This is a genomic window from Psychrobacter sp., assembly GCF_018260395.1.
Lineage (GTDB): Bacteria > Pseudomonadota > Gammaproteobacteria > Pseudomonadales > Moraxellaceae > Psychrobacter.
Genome location: NZ_JAGLBC010000050.1, coordinates 1 through 16,546, shown reverse-complemented (window position 1 = coordinate 16,546; position 16,546 = coordinate 1). Strand labels below are relative to the sequence as shown.

The 16,546-nt window shown below is 34.1% G+C and carries 11 protein-coding genes; 5 read left to right on the top strand and 6 right to left on the bottom strand.

What is annotated here, in order from left to right; all coding sequences use genetic code 11:
* Nucleotides 1-118: 118 nt before the first annotated feature.
* Nucleotides 119-1,063 carry an Arc family DNA-binding protein gene (locus tag QZ265_RS05600; RefSeq protein ID WP_296404220.1) on the bottom strand — a complete coding sequence of 315 codons (945 nt, stop codon included), beginning with the start codon at nucleotides 1,061-1,063 and terminating at the stop codon, nucleotides 119-121.
* A 408-nt stretch (nucleotides 1,064-1,471) separates the two neighbouring features.
* On the opposite strand from QZ265_RS05600, the gene QZ265_RS05595 reads away from it, so the two are divergent.
* The 5 genes from QZ265_RS05595 (at nucleotide 1,472) to QZ265_RS05575 (ending at nucleotide 7,858) form a co-directional block, all read left to right on the top strand.
* Nucleotides 1,472-2,902 carry a tyrosine-type recombinase/integrase gene (locus QZ265_RS05595; protein WP_296404219.1) on the top strand — a complete coding sequence of 477 codons (1,431 nt, stop codon included), beginning with the start codon at nucleotides 1,472-1,474 and terminating at the stop codon, nucleotides 2,900-2,902.
* Nucleotides 2,895-4,856 carry a hypothetical protein gene (locus tag QZ265_RS05590; RefSeq protein WP_296404217.1) on the top strand — a complete coding sequence of 654 codons (1,962 nt, stop codon included), beginning with the start codon at nucleotides 2,895-2,897 and terminating at the stop codon, nucleotides 4,854-4,856. The genes QZ265_RS05595 and QZ265_RS05590 overlap by 8 nt, the downstream gene beginning before the upstream one ends.
* Before the next feature lie 8 nt (nucleotides 4,857-4,864).
* Nucleotides 4,865-6,883: a hypothetical protein gene (locus tag QZ265_RS05585; protein WP_296404216.1), complete on the top strand. Its 2,019-nt coding sequence runs from the start codon at nucleotides 4,865-4,867 to the stop codon at nucleotides 6,881-6,883.
* Nucleotides 6,884-6,891: 8 nt separating this feature from the next.
* Nucleotides 6,892-7,308, top strand: a complete 417-nt coding sequence (locus QZ265_RS05580; protein ID WP_296404214.1) for a hypothetical protein — start codon at nucleotides 6,892-6,894, stop codon at nucleotides 7,306-7,308.
* 61 nt (nucleotides 7,309-7,369) lie between these two features.
* Complete coding sequence (locus QZ265_RS05575; RefSeq protein ID WP_296404212.1) at nucleotides 7,370-7,858, top strand: elongation factor P hydroxylase; 489 nt, start codon at nucleotides 7,370-7,372, stop codon at nucleotides 7,856-7,858.
* Between the two features lie 435 nt (nucleotides 7,859-8,293).
* Here the strand turns inward: QZ265_RS05575 and QZ265_RS05570 are convergent, their stop codons facing one another.
* From QZ265_RS05570 to QZ265_RS05550, 5 genes are read right to left on the bottom strand one after another with little or no spacing between them, the layout of a single operon-like run.
* Nucleotides 8,294-8,947, bottom strand: coding sequence for an AAA family ATPase (locus tag QZ265_RS05570; RefSeq protein WP_296404210.1), 654 nt, complete (start codon nucleotides 8,945-8,947; stop codon nucleotides 8,294-8,296).
* Nucleotides 8,913-10,637 (bottom strand): AAA family ATPase, encoded by a 1,725-nt coding sequence (locus QZ265_RS05565; protein ID WP_296404208.1) that lies wholly within the window; start codon nucleotides 10,635-10,637, stop codon nucleotides 8,913-8,915. Before QZ265_RS05565 ends, QZ265_RS05570 begins: the two co-directional genes overlap by 35 nt.
* Nucleotides 10,638-10,672: 35 nt before the next feature.
* Nucleotides 10,673-11,755 carry an Eco57I restriction-modification methylase domain-containing protein gene (locus QZ265_RS05560; protein WP_296404206.1) on the bottom strand — a complete coding sequence of 361 codons (1,083 nt, stop codon included), beginning with the start codon at nucleotides 11,753-11,755 and terminating at the stop codon, nucleotides 10,673-10,675.
* Nucleotides 11,755-15,012, bottom strand: coding sequence for a DEAD/DEAH box helicase family protein (locus tag QZ265_RS05555; RefSeq protein ID WP_296404204.1), 3,258 nt, complete (start codon nucleotides 15,010-15,012; stop codon nucleotides 11,755-11,757). Before QZ265_RS05555 ends, QZ265_RS05560 begins: the two co-directional genes overlap by 1 nt.
* Nucleotides 15,012-15,989 (bottom strand): restriction endonuclease, encoded by a 978-nt coding sequence (locus tag QZ265_RS05550; RefSeq protein ID WP_296404202.1) that lies wholly within the window; start codon nucleotides 15,987-15,989, stop codon nucleotides 15,012-15,014. Before QZ265_RS05550 ends, QZ265_RS05555 begins: the two co-directional genes overlap by 1 nt.
* Nucleotides 15,990-16,546: the final 557 nt, after the last annotated feature.

Genomic DNA, 16,546 nt, shown 5'->3' with positions numbered 1-16,546 from the left:
TCCTGCACGTATCGAATTTGCCCATGGTTTTTTTCAGAGCGCCCTGCATGAGATCCACACAACTCTTTAAAGGTTGACATTCTAGAAACCTCTAATTCTAGGAATGTACATTTAAATACTATTTTTCAATCAACTTAGAACTAAACTCGTTACGGTTAATTTGAAAAGCTATTGATGAACACATATTGTGCCACTGCTTCCAGTAGCTATCATTTTTATTTGAACATAGTGATTCATCCCATATTCCCCTGACCCAGTCATTATGATTATATTTACCAATTATTTTGACTGGATTCTGTTCTGCCCAAATAAGTTCGTTAAAGTCTGAATCTGATACCAAGGCGCCTCTAATTAATGGAGTACGAAACTCGTATAAGTATTTTAAAGTAAGAGTTAATAATGCTTTATATTCATTATCATGAAAGCCAACAGCATCACAAAGATGAATACGTGGATTTAATACTGATCCACGCCAAGTATCATAATGTTTAATAATAACAAGCTCACCATAGATTGTATCATTGCGAACAAACCAAAGAGCCTGAACCTCATTTCCATTACAACCCTCCAGCAAACGTTCTGCATTATTCTTTATATTGAAACCAAATTCAAAGTTCTCTTTTAAAAATGGTTTGCCTTCATTGTGAATTAACCAGCTTTCCCGACAACCGAAATATTTGGCCAACTTATTTAACTCTTCAAAAGATGGTTCTTTACGCCCAGTAAACCATCCTTCAACAGTTAAAACATTATCATAGCTAAATGCTTCCGCCACTCTCGTAATACTCGGCGTATTCAAACTATTGACTGATTCAGCCTCATTTAATAAAAAGTTTAATTTGTGTGCTAGCGATATCAAATGACTACTTCTTAAATGAACATCAAAAAAACTTTTTAACTTAGTTAATGCTTCACTATAGCTCTCTTCATTATCTCTAAAAGATGCTTCCAATCTATATTGAGCTTCAGCATTGATAGAACGCCCGCTTGCCTTTGCAGCTTCCGAAACAAGCGCTTTAAGCTCAGAAGGAATTCTTAAATTGAACTGAACGTTTCTTGACATTGTTAATTTCCATTTAGGTATTTGTAGTGGGATAAGTTTATTTGACGCAAAACTCTTGAAACTATGTTAGCATAATGCTAACATAGTTTGTATCGTATAAACTAGAGCTATTTATTACAATTCAAAAAGTGAAGATAAATGTTCGGGTGTCAAAATAACTTTAAAAATTTATTATCAAATATAAAAAATCTGATTTTCACTAGTTGTTCCATAATATTGATAAACGGATACATACAAATCAACAACTCAACATTTAAAAACTAAAAAAGCACTTCTCTATAGAGATTAATGACTTAATTAAAATCGCGCTTAGAATGTCGACTTAAAAACTAAAAATTACTAAGGTATCTCAATTCGATTTGATAGATTCTAATAATTTTGTAACCAATATTGGATATAGCAGGTAATATGAAACCTTCTTTAAGAGATTTATTTAATTCAAGTGCTAAAGTAGTTTACTTAAGTAGCTTCAGAATTCATAAGGCTAAGTGGTCTAAAACTAATCATGTTAACACTTATAAATATAGTTTTAATCCAATGTCTAGCTTAGGTTACTACTTCAGAATGCCTGTTATTATTCAATCAAATGGTCTACCGTGGAAAATTGGTAATTTATATTTAATGGGACAACTTGATACCCCGACTCTTTCAAATATGAAAACATTATCTGCAAGAGCTATTCATTTAAAATACTTTCTCCAGTATTTAGAACATAGTAACCAACATTTTTTAGACTTACCTACCAAGTATCATCAAAGAGTTCCTCGCAAATTCAGAGCTTTTCTACAAACTGTTGTTGAACAGCATGATTTCAGTGCTGAATACATTAATACGATTCTGTCTTCTATTGCTCATTTCTATAACTATATCCAATATCAAACGCTTGTTTCGCCAACCGATATTAAAAACCAGCCTTTCAGAGAAAGTTTAGTTCACATACCTGTTTATAATGATGTAGGGCAAGCTAGAAGTATTAGTGTTGTTACGAACGACCTCAAGATAAAAAGCAGTAGGAAACCAGTTCCATCATTAGGAAAAATAAGAGATGGCGGTAGCCTGCGACCTCTGAGCCTTCAAGAACAAGAAATCATATTCAATGCATTCGATAACGGTTTAGCTTCAATAGAGCTAGAATTAATGATGAGAATTGCTTTGGAAACGGGAGCTAGACAACAAAGCGTATGCACTCTCTCTATAGGTTGTATTAAAAAAGCTCTTACCTATTTGGATCAGAATCCTGAGTATGAGTATGCTGTGATAACCGCTGGATCTAGACATAAAACAGACTCTAAAGGTGGACGTTTGAATCGATTAATATTCAACCCTAGTTTACTTTATCGTCTATTAACGTATATCGAGTGTGAAAGAGCCGAAAATAGAAGAAATAAAATAAATAATTTTTACAGGGGCACTGATGATGATTATATATTTCTGACTAGTAATGGGAATCCATACCTTACAGCCGAAAGGGAGCTTAAAGATCGTAATACTCACCAATCAATTTGTAATTCTATAGCTCCAGTTATGATACCTAAAAATGGTCAGTCTTTAAGAAACGAGATAGTAAGATTTATTGGTAAAATTCAAAAATATAATCCTAATCTCCAAGATTTCTCTTTTCATGACTTACGTGCTACTTATGGTATGAATATCGTTAGAAGTTTAAGAGCTAAAGATTACCCTGATCATAAAATTTTCGACCATGTTAGGCAACGTCTTAATCATAGAAGCTTTAAAACTACTGAATCCTATCTGAAATTTGAATCTGAAATATCTGAATTTGAAGCTATGCAGAACTCATTCAGTAATACCTTTAGCATAGGCGAAAATAATGTTTAATAACTTTTGTGATAGAGAAGTTGTCATAATATCGACAAAGCAAACAGAGTCTATTACTAGTCCTCAAGATTTAATAATTGAAGGTTTGATTTCAGATGGTACAGCTTTCAAAATCGATATCGGTAGAATTTGTTATTTAATCAGAGAAGATGATTGTGGAAACTTGCGTCATAAAACTAAACATTATACTACTGGTCTAGTTAAAATATCATCATTATCAGTAGAACGTGTTGGATGGCTGAGTGCTTATCTTGATGAAATTTTACAGAAAGGTTGGAGAGATGAAACTGTACGGGGTAAGCTACATGACGTAAGAAGCTTTTTAAATTTTTGTGATTTTCAAGGTTCTAAACCCATTACTTTGGATGACTTAGTTTCAAACTATAAGTACTATCAAACTAAATTATACCAAAGAAGCCGATTAAGTAGTAAAAAGTCATTAAGTGCTAGAACAATTTATACTAAGCTCATTACTGCTAGAAATTTCGTAAAAATAGCTTTCGGTTTATCCGAAATTGAATTACTTAATATTATACCAGTACATCGTCATACACCTTCAAATAATACAGAAAGAACTTCATCATTAGAAGATTTTAGAATATATATACAAACTTGTATAACATATTTCGATGAATTTTCTAATGCCATATTAAATAAAATATACCCTATACCTATTACACTTCCAAACTCAAAAAGTGAAGGATACTATTGGGATTGCACCTATAACTCTGGTATAAAGAAACTATCTAACTGTTTTAATAGCAAGCAAGAACTTTTACCGTACGACGATATTAAACCTATCTTGTCCACTTACTATGAGGGTGAAAGTAATCAGAGAGCCTTCTACCAGAACACATTGATAAAAAATAGAAATCAGTGGATCGACGAAAAATTAGATAGCAGAAAAGTTTACGCATATAATTTATGTGTACACTGTTTTTATTATATTTATTTATCGTTTACTGCTGCTAATATACAACCTACACTTGACTTGAAAATTTACGATTTAGATATAGAAAAGCTAGGTCTATCGACTTTCGCTAAAAAACATAAATATAGAGCAGGTAGAAAAGTTGAATTTACAACCCCTCCTCAGTTAAAACGTTTCTTAATCAAATTCCTCAGACTCAGGGAATGGGTAGAAAGCCTTGGTCTAAATAAAAATTGTAGAGAATATTTATTCGTACGTATTGGAGAGCATCGCCAATTAAAACGTTTTGCTCGCAATTCTACTAGTTATACTATCAAAGATTCAGCACTTTTTAAAAATGTAAAGAAAATTCCAGCTAGGGATATTAGGAACTTATGTGCCGAATATTATATCAAGCACTCTAAAGGTAACCTATCTGTAGTAGCTAAAAAATTAAATAACTCTTTAGCCACAGTAGCTAAATTTTATACAACAATTGATATTGAGTCTCAATCTATAGAGATGAATCAATACCATGAAGAAATTAGTACTGTGATTCTAACATCTAACCGAACCAATGGGCAATCCATACCTGTTAAGACTTCAGTTGAATACAATAGCGAAAAAATTCCGACAGGATCTTGCTCCAACTTATCAGATCAAACCCCTATAAAGCATGAAGGTTTTAATCAAGAGGCGCCTACTCCTTCTTGTGCAACCTTTGAAAGTTGTTTATTTTGTGAATTCTTTACAGTCCATATAGACTTTGAGGACATACATAAGCTTTTGAGTTTAAAAGAAGCCCTACTGAAATCATCAGAATTACGTAATGATCCTGAACATCAGCTTACTACTATAGAGCCCTGTTTATACAGAATTGATGAGATTATACGTTTTATTCAACAACAGGATACTAATGCCATTGACCTAGTAAATGATGCTATACAAAGTATAGACGTACAAATTTATAATGAATATTGGAGTGAACATATAAGTTTTCTAACATTGGCTTCTCAACAAAAAGATAAGGCAGTATCCTTATGACCAGAATAATGATGCATGAATCTCATATTAAGGAAATACTACCCATATCTAAAATACTTATCAAAAATCCATACTCAGATTTAGTGGTAACTCTTTCTAAAAATGGGGATGCTTTATCAGTATTCTCGGATGATATTTGGGACTATAGTGCTACCAGCATCTCACCTAAGACGATTAATTTTACTTATAAAATCCAGAGCATATCCATGTTGGATGTAAGCAGTAGTAAATTCAATTTAGCAGTTAAGTTTTTAAAAATTTTTGCATTAAACTGGGTTTGTCAGGTAAATGGATGTAGCATTAGTAAATTGACTAGCGATTTAACCGCTATATCTTTTTTAATTGTGTATGTTATAGACAATAATTTAGAGACTACTAACGTTTTTGAAGACCCTAGCGCAATAGACTTCTTAATTTCTAATAACTGTAAAGAGAAAAGAATAGGTTTACTCTTAGGTAAAATTCAAAGGTTTATAGATACTGCCTCCGTTTTAAATAAAGATAATTATTGGTCTAACTTACAACCGTCTAAAGAATTTCTAAAAAAGTTAATAGATAAAAAAAGAGTGTTTCCAGAATCCACTCAGTCAATACAAACTTTGATAATTCCTTCACGCATTTATCAGAGTTTGCTAAAACAGACCATTGAGGATTTGCAAATTTTTAACGAAAATCAAGAGAGTATAGCGTATATTTTTTCCGTACGTTCTAGGATTAGGGATCAAGTAATAGATGTTAGTGAAGCTGTAACTGCTGGCAAACTTAATAATTCACAACAAGCTTTAATTAGATACTATTGGAAAAAAGCTTTATTGAGTGATAAGAAGCTAGCTAACAGTTTATTAGATTTGCAAAAGCTAAATATAATAAATAATGCTAATTGGTTAAGTTTGACCATAAGCTTAGGGCAAATACAAATCAAAAGTGCTCTAATTATAGCCGCTTTCACAGGTATGCGTAAAAATGAAGTGCTTTCAATTCCCTTTAATGGATTAAAATACATTCATTCCGATAAAGGTGAAATACCTGTTATATGGTCAACCACAACTAAACTTGAAAGCAATGGAGTACCCAGGTTTACTAAATGGGTAACTGGCTCAGTCGTTGAAGACGCTTTTAAAGCAGCTCAACTTGTCACTAGAGGGGCTTTATGCTGGTCTGGAAACAAAAGTGAAATAGTGCCTGACGAGAGTAAATTACCATTATTTTTTTCTATTGAAAAAGGGAAATCTGGCGAACCTCATCCTTATTTTGATTATTCAACGACAGCCTTTAATACATCTCTTCTTAAAGCAATTATGCATTCGTCAGAACATTTATTAGTCACAGAACAAGACTTGAAAGAAATTAGTCACTTTCTATATGGTGATGAAATATCTAGTAAGGTTCAAATAGCTAAGCCTTGGCCGTTAAGTTTCCATCAGTTCAGACGCTCAATGGCAGTATATGCCGCCTCTAGTGGTTATGTTTCATATCCTACTCTCAAAGCTCAGCTAAAGCATATTAGCATGGTGATGACAGCCTATTACACGGATTCTAACTCCAGAGCCATAAATATTTTAGGAGATGGGTCTGAAATCGAAGCTATGCGTAAAGAATGGCAAGATGCGAAAGCAAGAGCAGAGTCGGATAATTTGCATGGGCTATTAAATAGTGATGTAACTCTAGCTGGTGCGGCTGGAAAAAGTCTACATACCAAAAAAGTACAAAGTAAGCTACCGAGGTATTTAGAAAACAGAAGAAATACTAAGAAAGCAGTAAAAAATGGTAAGATTCGTTATCGCACTACACTGGTTGGTGGGTGTATGTCTCTTAAACCTTGTGATAAAGGTGCAGGCGTTCTAGCATCTGCTTGCATTAGCTGTGTAAATGCTGTGTTCTTACCAGAATCTACAAGTAGCTTATTACAAACCAAAAAATTCTATGAGTCTCAGATCACCTTAGATATTCCAAAACGAGTACATCGTGAGTACGAAACAAGTATTAAACAAATAGATAGCCTACTATCAGTTCTAGTCTTAGAATAAGGAAAATTATGAAAACCAGCCAAGCGGAACAATTATATTGGGATGCTTTAGATCGCCTAAAAAATGGTACAGCAGAAATTGTTAATACTAAGTCCTCACGCTTTAAATTTACTAAAGACGCTGTGGGTAGGGAGGCGGGTAAAGGTAAGGGTTATGTACGTTATGAGCGATATCCAAAGTTATGTGATGCTATAAAAGAAATTGAGCAAGAACGCAAAAATAACTTGCCTAAAGTACCTAATGACGCTACTAAATTAATGAACGAACGAGAACTTAAAATAAAAACCAAATCAAAGTATGATACTCTTAAAAAGGAGTATGACCTTCTAATGCAGGATTACCTCAACATTCTTCAACAAAACTTTGAGCTTCAGCTAGAAATTGATTCCTCAGATATCAGATTAGTTAAAGAATTTACTGACTAATTCGTTATTAACCTTACTCTACTGGACTATATTTCACCGATTTTAATTACAAGTAATTTATATGAATGACAATAAAATATGCGCTGAACTAATCAGAATAATTGAAAGCTTATTTTCAGAATTGACTATTATCGGTGGTGCTAATGAACCTTACTACAAAGCACCAAAAGATGATTCAAACGCAATAATTTATTATAGAGATAACTATTTAAGAAGTTTACTACATGAGTTAGCACATTATTGCCTAGCAGGTAAAGAAAGACGTAAACTCAATGATTATGGCTACTGGTATAATGAATGTGGAAGAACTGAAGAGGAGCAAATACTGTTTGAGGTTGTTGAAGCTAGACCTCAAGGATTAGAAAAAGCAATGTGCGAAGTAATCGGTATAGGCTTCTCCCCTAGCTTAGACGATTTCTCAGGTAGACCCCCATCCGATAGCTTTTTGCAAAACTTACAGTCCAACTATTTAGATATGATTTCTAACCCGCCTCCTCTTGCTGAAAAAGTATTAGATGCTATGAAAAGCTCTTTAAGCTCAAGCAAATAGAATAATTTGAATATATTAAGTTCTATTTCGGTAGTGTTCAAAAAACTGTGTCATTCCCATAAACTATCAAATAAAATAGGAATGAAACCATGCAAAATTTTGACTTTAACGAAGCCTTAAAAGCGATTCAATCAGGCAAACCCCTTACAGGCAGTGATGGGGTGCTCTCTCTACTCATAAAAAATTCACTGAATCGGCTCTATTGGCTGAGATAGACAGCCACCTTGAGCAAAATCCTAGTAGCAACCGTCGAAATGGCTATAGCAAAAAACGGTCAAATCAGCAGTAGGTAGCTTGGAACTTGAAACACCACGTGGCTCAATACCCATTTATAGGTCTTCGTAATAAAGATAAAAATTTATATCTTCTAGGTTTAGCTTCAATAAAATTAATAATTTTTTTGTTACAATTAGTATACAATGTTAATATAAGTAACTAAAGCTCTGAGTAAATAAAATCCATTAAATCTTGTGCCTGCGCTCTACAGTTATCAATGCTTTGAAGGAGTAGCTCATGGCTTGGAATATTTAATGAATCCTTATAGCCTTCAAGAGATGTAGCTATTTCGGGTGTGATGATTTCATTATCTTTAAGAGCTTTTATATGCTCACCAAAACTATTGCTATCGTTAAGTTTGAGCATTTTAAAATGTTGTCTATAGCGACTCTTAACCTCAGCTTCAAGAAATGGTCTAAGCAATTTAATTTTATTATCCTGCGTTTTACGTTCAATAAAGTCCATTATTTCAGAATATGCTTTATCATGAGCGGTAGCCTTCATCTCGGATTTCGTAGCTGGCTCAAGATGAGATCCATCAGCTTTATGAACAATCTTTATCACTTTTACATCCTTAAATTGTTTTATTACTGATGACGCCATGCCTTTATAGTGGGTAGTAATAATAATTTGTTTGACACGACTTTTTAATTGATAAAGTAACTGTAGGATATTAGATATCCTTTCATCATCAAAGCTAGTAACAGGGTCATCCATTACTAAAATAGCTTTTTTTCTATCAACTTCTGGTAAGAGTTCTATCTTAGATAAAAATATGCTAAGCGCTAAAGCCCTTCCTTCGATCGGACTCACTAAATAGAGAGTTGAATTTATGTCGGTTTATTTCTTTGCCATTGAAGGTAACACCTATGTCATATACTGTTTTAGTACCACCTCGGTTAATTGTTATAGATATTTCGAAGTTAGATGAACCAATACGACGGAAAAGAGTATTTATACAATCAAAATATGTATCTAAAAACACCTCTTGTTCTAATTCTAGTTTTGTTTTGGTTTGATCATAGCTAAGCTTTTCTTTTCTGATTTTATCTTTTAGGCTGGAGTAATTTATACAATAGCTGTCTAGCTCAATGCGTTTTTTATCTCTTAGCAACCTAGCTTTATTTTTAGACAAAGTGTGCTCTTTATCTCGTATGGATTGAAGGTCTTGTGACTTTTTAAATTTAAGCAAAATTTCATTAATCTCATCTTTAATAAGATTATATTGATCAATTGAAGTGTTGAAATTAGATAATTTATTTATTAACGTCTGAAAATCAATCGAAGAAAGTGGCTCGTATGGAATCTCTCGCTTAGTGTCTAACAAACTATTAATTTCTTTTGAATAATTAATATATGTATTGTATAAGTCCAAATGTAATTGTTCTATTATCTTAAGCGAATTTTTTAGTCTTGATACTGAGTCGCCTAATTCTTTTTTTACATCATCTTCAATATAACTTTCTAAAACCATAAAGTTTCGTTTGTTATGTTCATGAATATCATTAATCGTAGAACTAATAAGCGTTTTCTTTTGAAGCTTAGTTATATTCGCTTTTGTTTGAGCAATGAAGTTCTGAAATGAGTTATCAAAAGCAGTTCTATAGCTTTCAATCAAAGACAGTGCAGTATTTTGCAATTCTTGACCACAGAAAGGACAATTTTCTTTTAAGTGCTGTATGCCTTTAACTGCCCATCCGTCAAAGGATTGGGGTTCTTCTACATATTGTTTATGGGCTTTAACAATAGCTTTAGATGCATCATGTACGCTCAGTATACTTGAGGATAAACAGTCGTTAATATTATCTAAATCTTGTTTAATATCTTTATGATTAGAGATGCTTTCAAGATGCGATCTGCCAATGATTTGAGTTGTATTCGAAGCTTGAATACTAAGGTTTTTTAGAGAGTTTTCAATAGCCGAAATTTCAGAATCAATTTCCTCAATTGTATAATTAGGTAAAGGTGAAGCAATAAAATCCTCAATATTATTAATACTATGATCCCTAAGTTGTATTTCAATATTTGAAAGTTCTTTTCTGTGATCTCTCAACTCTTTATTTTTTTGTTCTAACTCATCGAACCTTTGAGCATTTTCACCCAAAATAAAACCAGAAATGTTTTCTGAGTTTTCACGTGTATAGGTGTTGCCAGTCATTACATTTCGATGAATAAAACTATGATCAAAAACATATAGCTTAGAGCTTTCAGGTGGCAATGATTGCCATTCTTTACTTTCAAACTTTACTAACTCTTTTTGTTCATCAAAACTAATTTCAATTTTCTGACAAAGCCCAATACTTTGTTTATTTAAGACTATAGACTCTCTATTAATTATTAACCGAGGATCATTCAGACTTAGTGAGCGTAGTATATCGCACAGTGTACTTTTGCCGTTCCTATTTTCACCATAAATAACCGTAACATGGTCGAAAACAATGTTTCCAGCATTAGTTTTTAAATAGTTACCAACATTTGTAATACCCTGAATTCGTTTTAACACCTTTACCTCCAAACTAGTCTTAAATTTCTTAAAACCTAATTCATAGCTTTTACTTTCGTTTCAATGAACTCTATTTCTGAATCACTAAGACCATATTTTTTATACAACTGTTTATCTATTTCAGGAATAGATTTAGTCCAGTCAATATCTGACTCTAGTGTAAAATCTTGAAGTGGTATATATGCCCATTTTAAAGGTGGGTTATCTTGTGTTATTTTAAGTATACCAAGTAAGGTCCTTGCTAACTTTGTCTTGATATATTTCATAAGGTTAATAGCTTCAATTTCAGTTTCAAAATTGCCTAGAGAAATGAAAGTAGGGGTAGCAGACATGTTGGGAGTTCCTACAAGCGGTGTACTGAGTGTTTCTCCTAACGCACCACTACCATTTGCTTTTGGTACAAATACCTTATAACTTCCTAGATTGTTTTTATTTGGATATCTAGGGTCCATATACTTCTTTTCTATCCATCGATATGTTCTTTTAGTATTGTATAGGCCTAATATCTTCCAGTAATCACCTGAATTTAATGGTTCCTCTTCGTAAAAAACATAGTCTAAAGAGTCAAATGTCGATGATTTAAGTTCAAATTCTTCATTAGATCCTAATTTTTTAACTGTAGGTCTTTTACGTTGGATTTGTTCAAGCCGCTTTTTAGGAGAGTTTGGGTATTGTTTGAGGAATTGTTCATTGAACTTTAAGTCAGAACGACCGCCATACATAATAGAAGGCAGATTCAATGTAGGATCTGAATTAAACCTAGAGGCTATGATTCTTAAGTTTTCATCTGGAATTAATTGTTTTATAGCCCCGAACTTATGCTTGCTATCCCTATAAAGTATAGCCACACCACCTTTGATGTCTGTGTTTGGAAATAAGTGGTTGGAGTTTCCAATGTAGTACAAAACCTTCAAATGCTGGTCATTTAGCATTTTTTGATTCCAGTCTTTTGAAGTAAGCCCTGCATTAAATAGAAATCTTGCAGGTGTCACTAAGCAATATTTTTCTGAAATAGATTCTGCTAAATCGTAAAAATAATTGTAAATTGCATCTTGCTTATTATTTACTGTTGATAACTCTTGATAAGGAGGGTTTCCTACGACAACATCAAATTTCATTAATCATTAACTCCAAAAATCTCGTTGCATTTCTCCGATAAATCACTTTCACCTCTAGCATAAGGAGTAGTATCTAAGTGCACGATATGTGATTTATTAATATTTTCAGCTCTTTCGTCAAATCCAAATATAAAGTTGCGAGCAATGTTGTATATGATCTCACTAGGAGCAAAGCCATACACTTGGTTCTCTAAAATATGTTTCAGTCTTGTATCAGGGTCTGGTATCTTATTCTCTAATCCGACATACAGACGCTTAACAATCTCGGTAATATATAAGCCAGACTTCATATATAAGTCAGCAAACGTCTTGTTAGGATCAGTAAATACATCTGGATTTTCCTCTTCAAGCTTATCAACCATCATTTTTACGACACGCTTGGGCGTAAATATCTGGTTAGTTTGTTGCGGTGGGATATAGTCAAAAATATCTTCTTCCTGATTTTCATCAAAATAGTTTGCAAGCTCTTTACGCTTTTTAAGAAATTCGAAAACCGATTCGTTGAATACGGTTTCATCAAAGAAGTTATAAGTATCACGCAAGGTTCTAAACTGATCGAGTGAAATACCAGTAACATCTCTAAACACATCATCGTTAATATGTTTATCAAAATTTCGTAAAGAGGTTTCGGGAACACCGTAAGCCATCAAGAACGAAGGGATAGTTCGAGCGAAGCCACGTAAGCGCGCTCTAACATCGTCTTCAACTGTGTTCTTCTTTTTCTCCTCAGCTTTCTGTAAAACGGCTTTAGTTGAAGCCTTGGTTAACTCCTCAGCTTTTTCTTTAACTTTATTTGTTAATTCTTCATGATAGTCAGTTTTAATTTGATTCTGTGTGGCTTGATATCGGGCTTTGGCTTCAGCTACTTTTTTAGAATCACTATATGCTTCTGCAATCTCTTTCTTGTACTTCGCCTCAGCCTCTCTTTGTTTAATCTCTGCCTGTTTTTTCGTCGTTTCAACCTCACGAGCAAGCGTTTCAGCAGATGCTCTAGCTGCTTGCTCAGCCACTTTAGCAGATAGGCCATTTTCTTTAGCTAACTCCTTTAGAGCCTCCTCAGTGCTATCCTGAAAGCGCTCTCCAATCTCTTTTGATAAATCTACATCAAAATCCGTTGCCTGGGATTCTACTGTTGATGCTAAGTCACCATAAATCTTATCACCGAAACGAGCTTTTGTTTCTGAGATAACGATATCCTCTGCAACTGATGCATTACCATTGTCATCTAACTCAATACCGTCAGTTTCTATGGTTTTTGATGTATGACTAGGAACAGACCTGCCAGGGTCAACTGGATTTAACTGATCTAAGATCTCTCTTGCTTCAGTAGAGGCAAATATACCTGAGATATTTTGGAAAAGTAGGTTGGACATAAAGCCCATGCGGACAACTTCTTTTGCTTTGATCGCTTTAGGAATTGTTAAAACCTGTGTGGCATCTAGCTCTACCATTCGTCCTTCTGCGTCTTCTGCAATGACAGGAAAGAAGTTTAGCAGTTGTTTGATATTCTTTTCACGATCATCACTAGTACCGCCACCACCAGCAGTTTTTTTAGACAGGTTATTAGCAAACTCTTCGTAAATTATTAATGTGCGCTCAGGCGCAAAATCAAATACATAAGCATTTTTCTTTTGATACACCTGCCCATCCACTTCATATACCCAAGGGTTTTGAGCTCGGAAAGCAGATTGCATATAAAGACTTGGTGATTTGAGGTTAGACAGCATTAGTACAGCAGTCCATTCAGGTATAGTCACCCCAGTTGTCAGCTGTCCCACAGAAAGCGTGATGGTTTTTTCATGAGTTTTAATGGCTTCTTTGACACGGTCGATTGCTTTATCGGTTATGACCTGCTCATTGTCTTCACCTCGTCCATCTCCTGCTGCTAATACGATTTCATAATTTTCAAAGACAGGATGTTGTTTAAGTATTTTCTGTAGAGCTTTGGCACTTGCCACACGATTAAGCAGCCAAAATGTATGCTTTAGCTCATCACGTAGATCTGTAGTAGAGAATGGATATTTTTCGTTACGAGTTAGAGTATCAAGCCATTTCTTAACATCTGATTCATGCACAAACCTACCGCTGTCATTTGTCTCAAAAAACTCATTTAAATCAAATGCGTAATCAATGTTCTCATTCTCCATTTGAGCACCTTTGTTTACTTTGTCAGTAATCATCTGGCTCATTTGGTATGAGAATAAGTTTAGTTGAGGTAGTTGCTCATAAGGGTTGTTCTCATCTGGATCATCCCATGTGGCTTTTGCAAGTTGTTCATCAGCATAAGTCCAGTTAAAAATCTCATCTTCGTTAAACTTTCCTGAAGCAACCGCCTTGAAAGGTGTGCCAGATAAGTGCAATGTAAAGTTTCGAGAGATATTTTCAAATGCAATATCGGTCTTAAAAGTATCTATACCTTCGTGAGCCTCATCAATTACTAACATATCCCACTTAATTTCCTTGACCCACTTTAGCTTGTCGTACTTTCCTCCAAAAGAGATAGCACCTTTTAAGTCTTGTAGTGAGATAAAAGCTATAAGATTCTTCTTACCATGTGCTATTTGATCAAGATACTGCTCTCTTGTTAGAGCAGGACGTTCTTTTAATGAATCACTGGTTGATACAAAGGCAAAGTCAGTCTGCCATGCCATAAACTTTTCAAAATCATCAAACCATGAGTTTGCAATAGCAGGGCGGTTAGTAACAATTAAAACCTTAGTAGCATTCATTCTACGAGCTAAATCATATGCAGAAAGTGTTTTGCCAAATCTAGGCTTAGCATTCCATAGAAACTCATTTTCAGGACTACTTAAAGCATATTTTAAAGCCCTTTCAACAGCTTCCTTCTGTTCATTTCTTAGTTTGTATTCTAAAGTTTCATTAGACTGCTCGAAGCGGCTATTGGTAAAGTCGTCAAAATCGTCTTTTGACTTATAAGGATTATCATTGTAAAAGAACCATTCATGAGGTAGGTCTTGCTTCATTCCTTTGATTTTACGTAAATAGTTGTGAAATTGTTTGTCCTTAAACCATAAATCTTTCGATTCAAATTTTGCAGGCGCAGACCATAGCTTCGAATATTGGAGCTCTATAGCAGCTGTTTTAGTCTGCTCTTTAATTCTATCGTCAACATTTTTACGTTCTGTGTAACCTATTTTCACCCAACCATTCCTATTTGAATAATTAGGTAAGGTAAAAGCATAGATTTGTGGGTAGACTACTTCTGTAGTTTTTATACTTCTGTTATCAAAAACCATTATTTAACCCCCTTATCAAAAAACTCCATCTTTTTAGTATCCCAGTTCATAATTTTTACTCTCTTGCCTGGCTTGATTATCCATTCATCTTCACTATTATCATCATCAAATAATGCCAGCTGATCTTTGATTACTTTTTCTTTTTTACTTGATAGAGGGATGATATATTGCAAGCCATCCATTTGAAATAGATTATAGCTTATTATTTCTGCAATTTGCTTAAACAAACTATAAATAGGCTCTTCACGCCATTTTGCCAAATAGTAATCTCTATATGTGTAAAGCAGGTTCTCACGAGCTAATAACAACGAGTCTCCACTCCACTCAAAACCGTAACTTGATTGGTAGGCTTCTTTTACTAGCAATTGCCACTCAGCTTTATCATATACTTCTGCATTAACTCTCTTTAATTTACGATCCACAAACCCAACTCGATCTTCGAGGTTTATAAGCTTTCCTGTATCCATATCATAACGTGAGGCCATATACGGAGCTTCACCACAGGTGATCTCTAGCCACTTACGCTTGACATAATTTTCTAAGTCGTCATTAAGATAGTTTGAGTCTATAGCATCGTTTTGTTTCTTTACTATCCATGTAGGAGTAAACACCTCAGCTTTCGATTTAGTCCGCTCTTTTTGCATCTCTTGAGACTTTAAGGCTCTTGGCATAATAATTTGGCCTTTATCACCTGTAATCAATTCTGGCTTAATCTGACAGGTTGCTGCATATCTTTTTTCACCATATTGAATATAATTCTCAGTAGCCCAAATAATGTTTTTCTTACGTCGAGATGTGGAATTAGTTCTATCGATAAGCAATAAATCGAGGATGTCAGGCATCTGTTCACGAACTTTATTCTCGGAAATGTCCGTTGGACCAAACTCAATTTGAGTGTCCTCATCCTGATGCTCATTATGACTTTTAGTGCTATATAGGCTCATATCTAAAAGACTACTGCCCTCTATATGTGTCATATGTCTACTATACTCATTATTAATATTTAAGCTCATAAGCTTGCTTAATCCATTTTAATACACTACTTTTAAGTAATAAGTGCTTTAGCTTTTTATGGCATCTTTGTGGCTTCAATTGCATGAAGCCATGACTTCAAAATTTCATTATCTTGAGTTAACTCTATTATAAGTCTTTCAGCTACATTTAGCTTTGATAAGGCTAAATCATTTTGCGCCTTTAAATCATCCAGTTGCTGCTTCAGATTCTATTCTTAGCAGTCTTAGCAAAAAATTTTTTGTCTGGAGGACTGATGCGATAAATTGTCTTTATTTTCATCAATCTAAGACTGTATTTTATCGCATAAATCAGGATATCGAGTTCGACGTAGTGCAGAGGCCTTAACCCCAGCTTCTTTAACGACGTTATATTGAGTTACAAAGGTCCTTTGAGGAGTAACTTAGGCTTACCAACCTTTAGCCTTTAAAAAGGCTCTAAGAAGCGAATTTAAGCATCGATATAGAATTAGGCCGTGTCCCTAATTCAAAAAAAAGAATAAAAATGCGAAAATAAGCTCACT

Coding starts and splice junctions, on each gene's coding strand:
- QZ265_RS05590 (WP_296404217.1), top strand. CDS start 2,895: ATGTTTAATAACTTTTGTGATAGAGAAGTTGTCATAATATCGACAAAG.
- QZ265_RS05575 (WP_296404212.1), top strand. CDS start 7,370: ATGAATGACAATAAAATATGCGCTGAACTAATCAGAATAATTGAAAGC.
- QZ265_RS05585 (WP_296404216.1), top strand. CDS start 4,865: ATGATGCATGAATCTCATATTAAGGAAATACTACCCATATCTAAAATA.
- QZ265_RS05555 (WP_296404204.1), bottom strand. CDS start 15,012: ATGGTTTTTGATAACAGAAGTATAAAAACTACAGAAGTAGTCTACCCA.
- QZ265_RS05550 (WP_296404202.1), bottom strand. CDS start 15,989: ATGACACATATAGAGGGCAGTAGTCTTTTAGATATGAGCCTATATAGC.
- QZ265_RS05560 (WP_296404206.1), bottom strand. CDS start 11,755: ATGAAATTTGATGTTGTCGTAGGAAACCCTCCTTATCAAGAGTTATCA.
- QZ265_RS05595 (WP_296404219.1), top strand. CDS start 1,472: ATGAAACCTTCTTTAAGAGATTTATTTAATTCAAGTGCTAAAGTAGTT.
- QZ265_RS05580 (WP_296404214.1), top strand. CDS start 6,892: ATGAAAACCAGCCAAGCGGAACAATTATATTGGGATGCTTTAGATCGC.
- QZ265_RS05600 (WP_296404220.1), bottom strand. CDS start 1,063: ATGTCAAGAAACGTTCAGTTCAATTTAAGAATTCCTTCTGAGCTTAAA.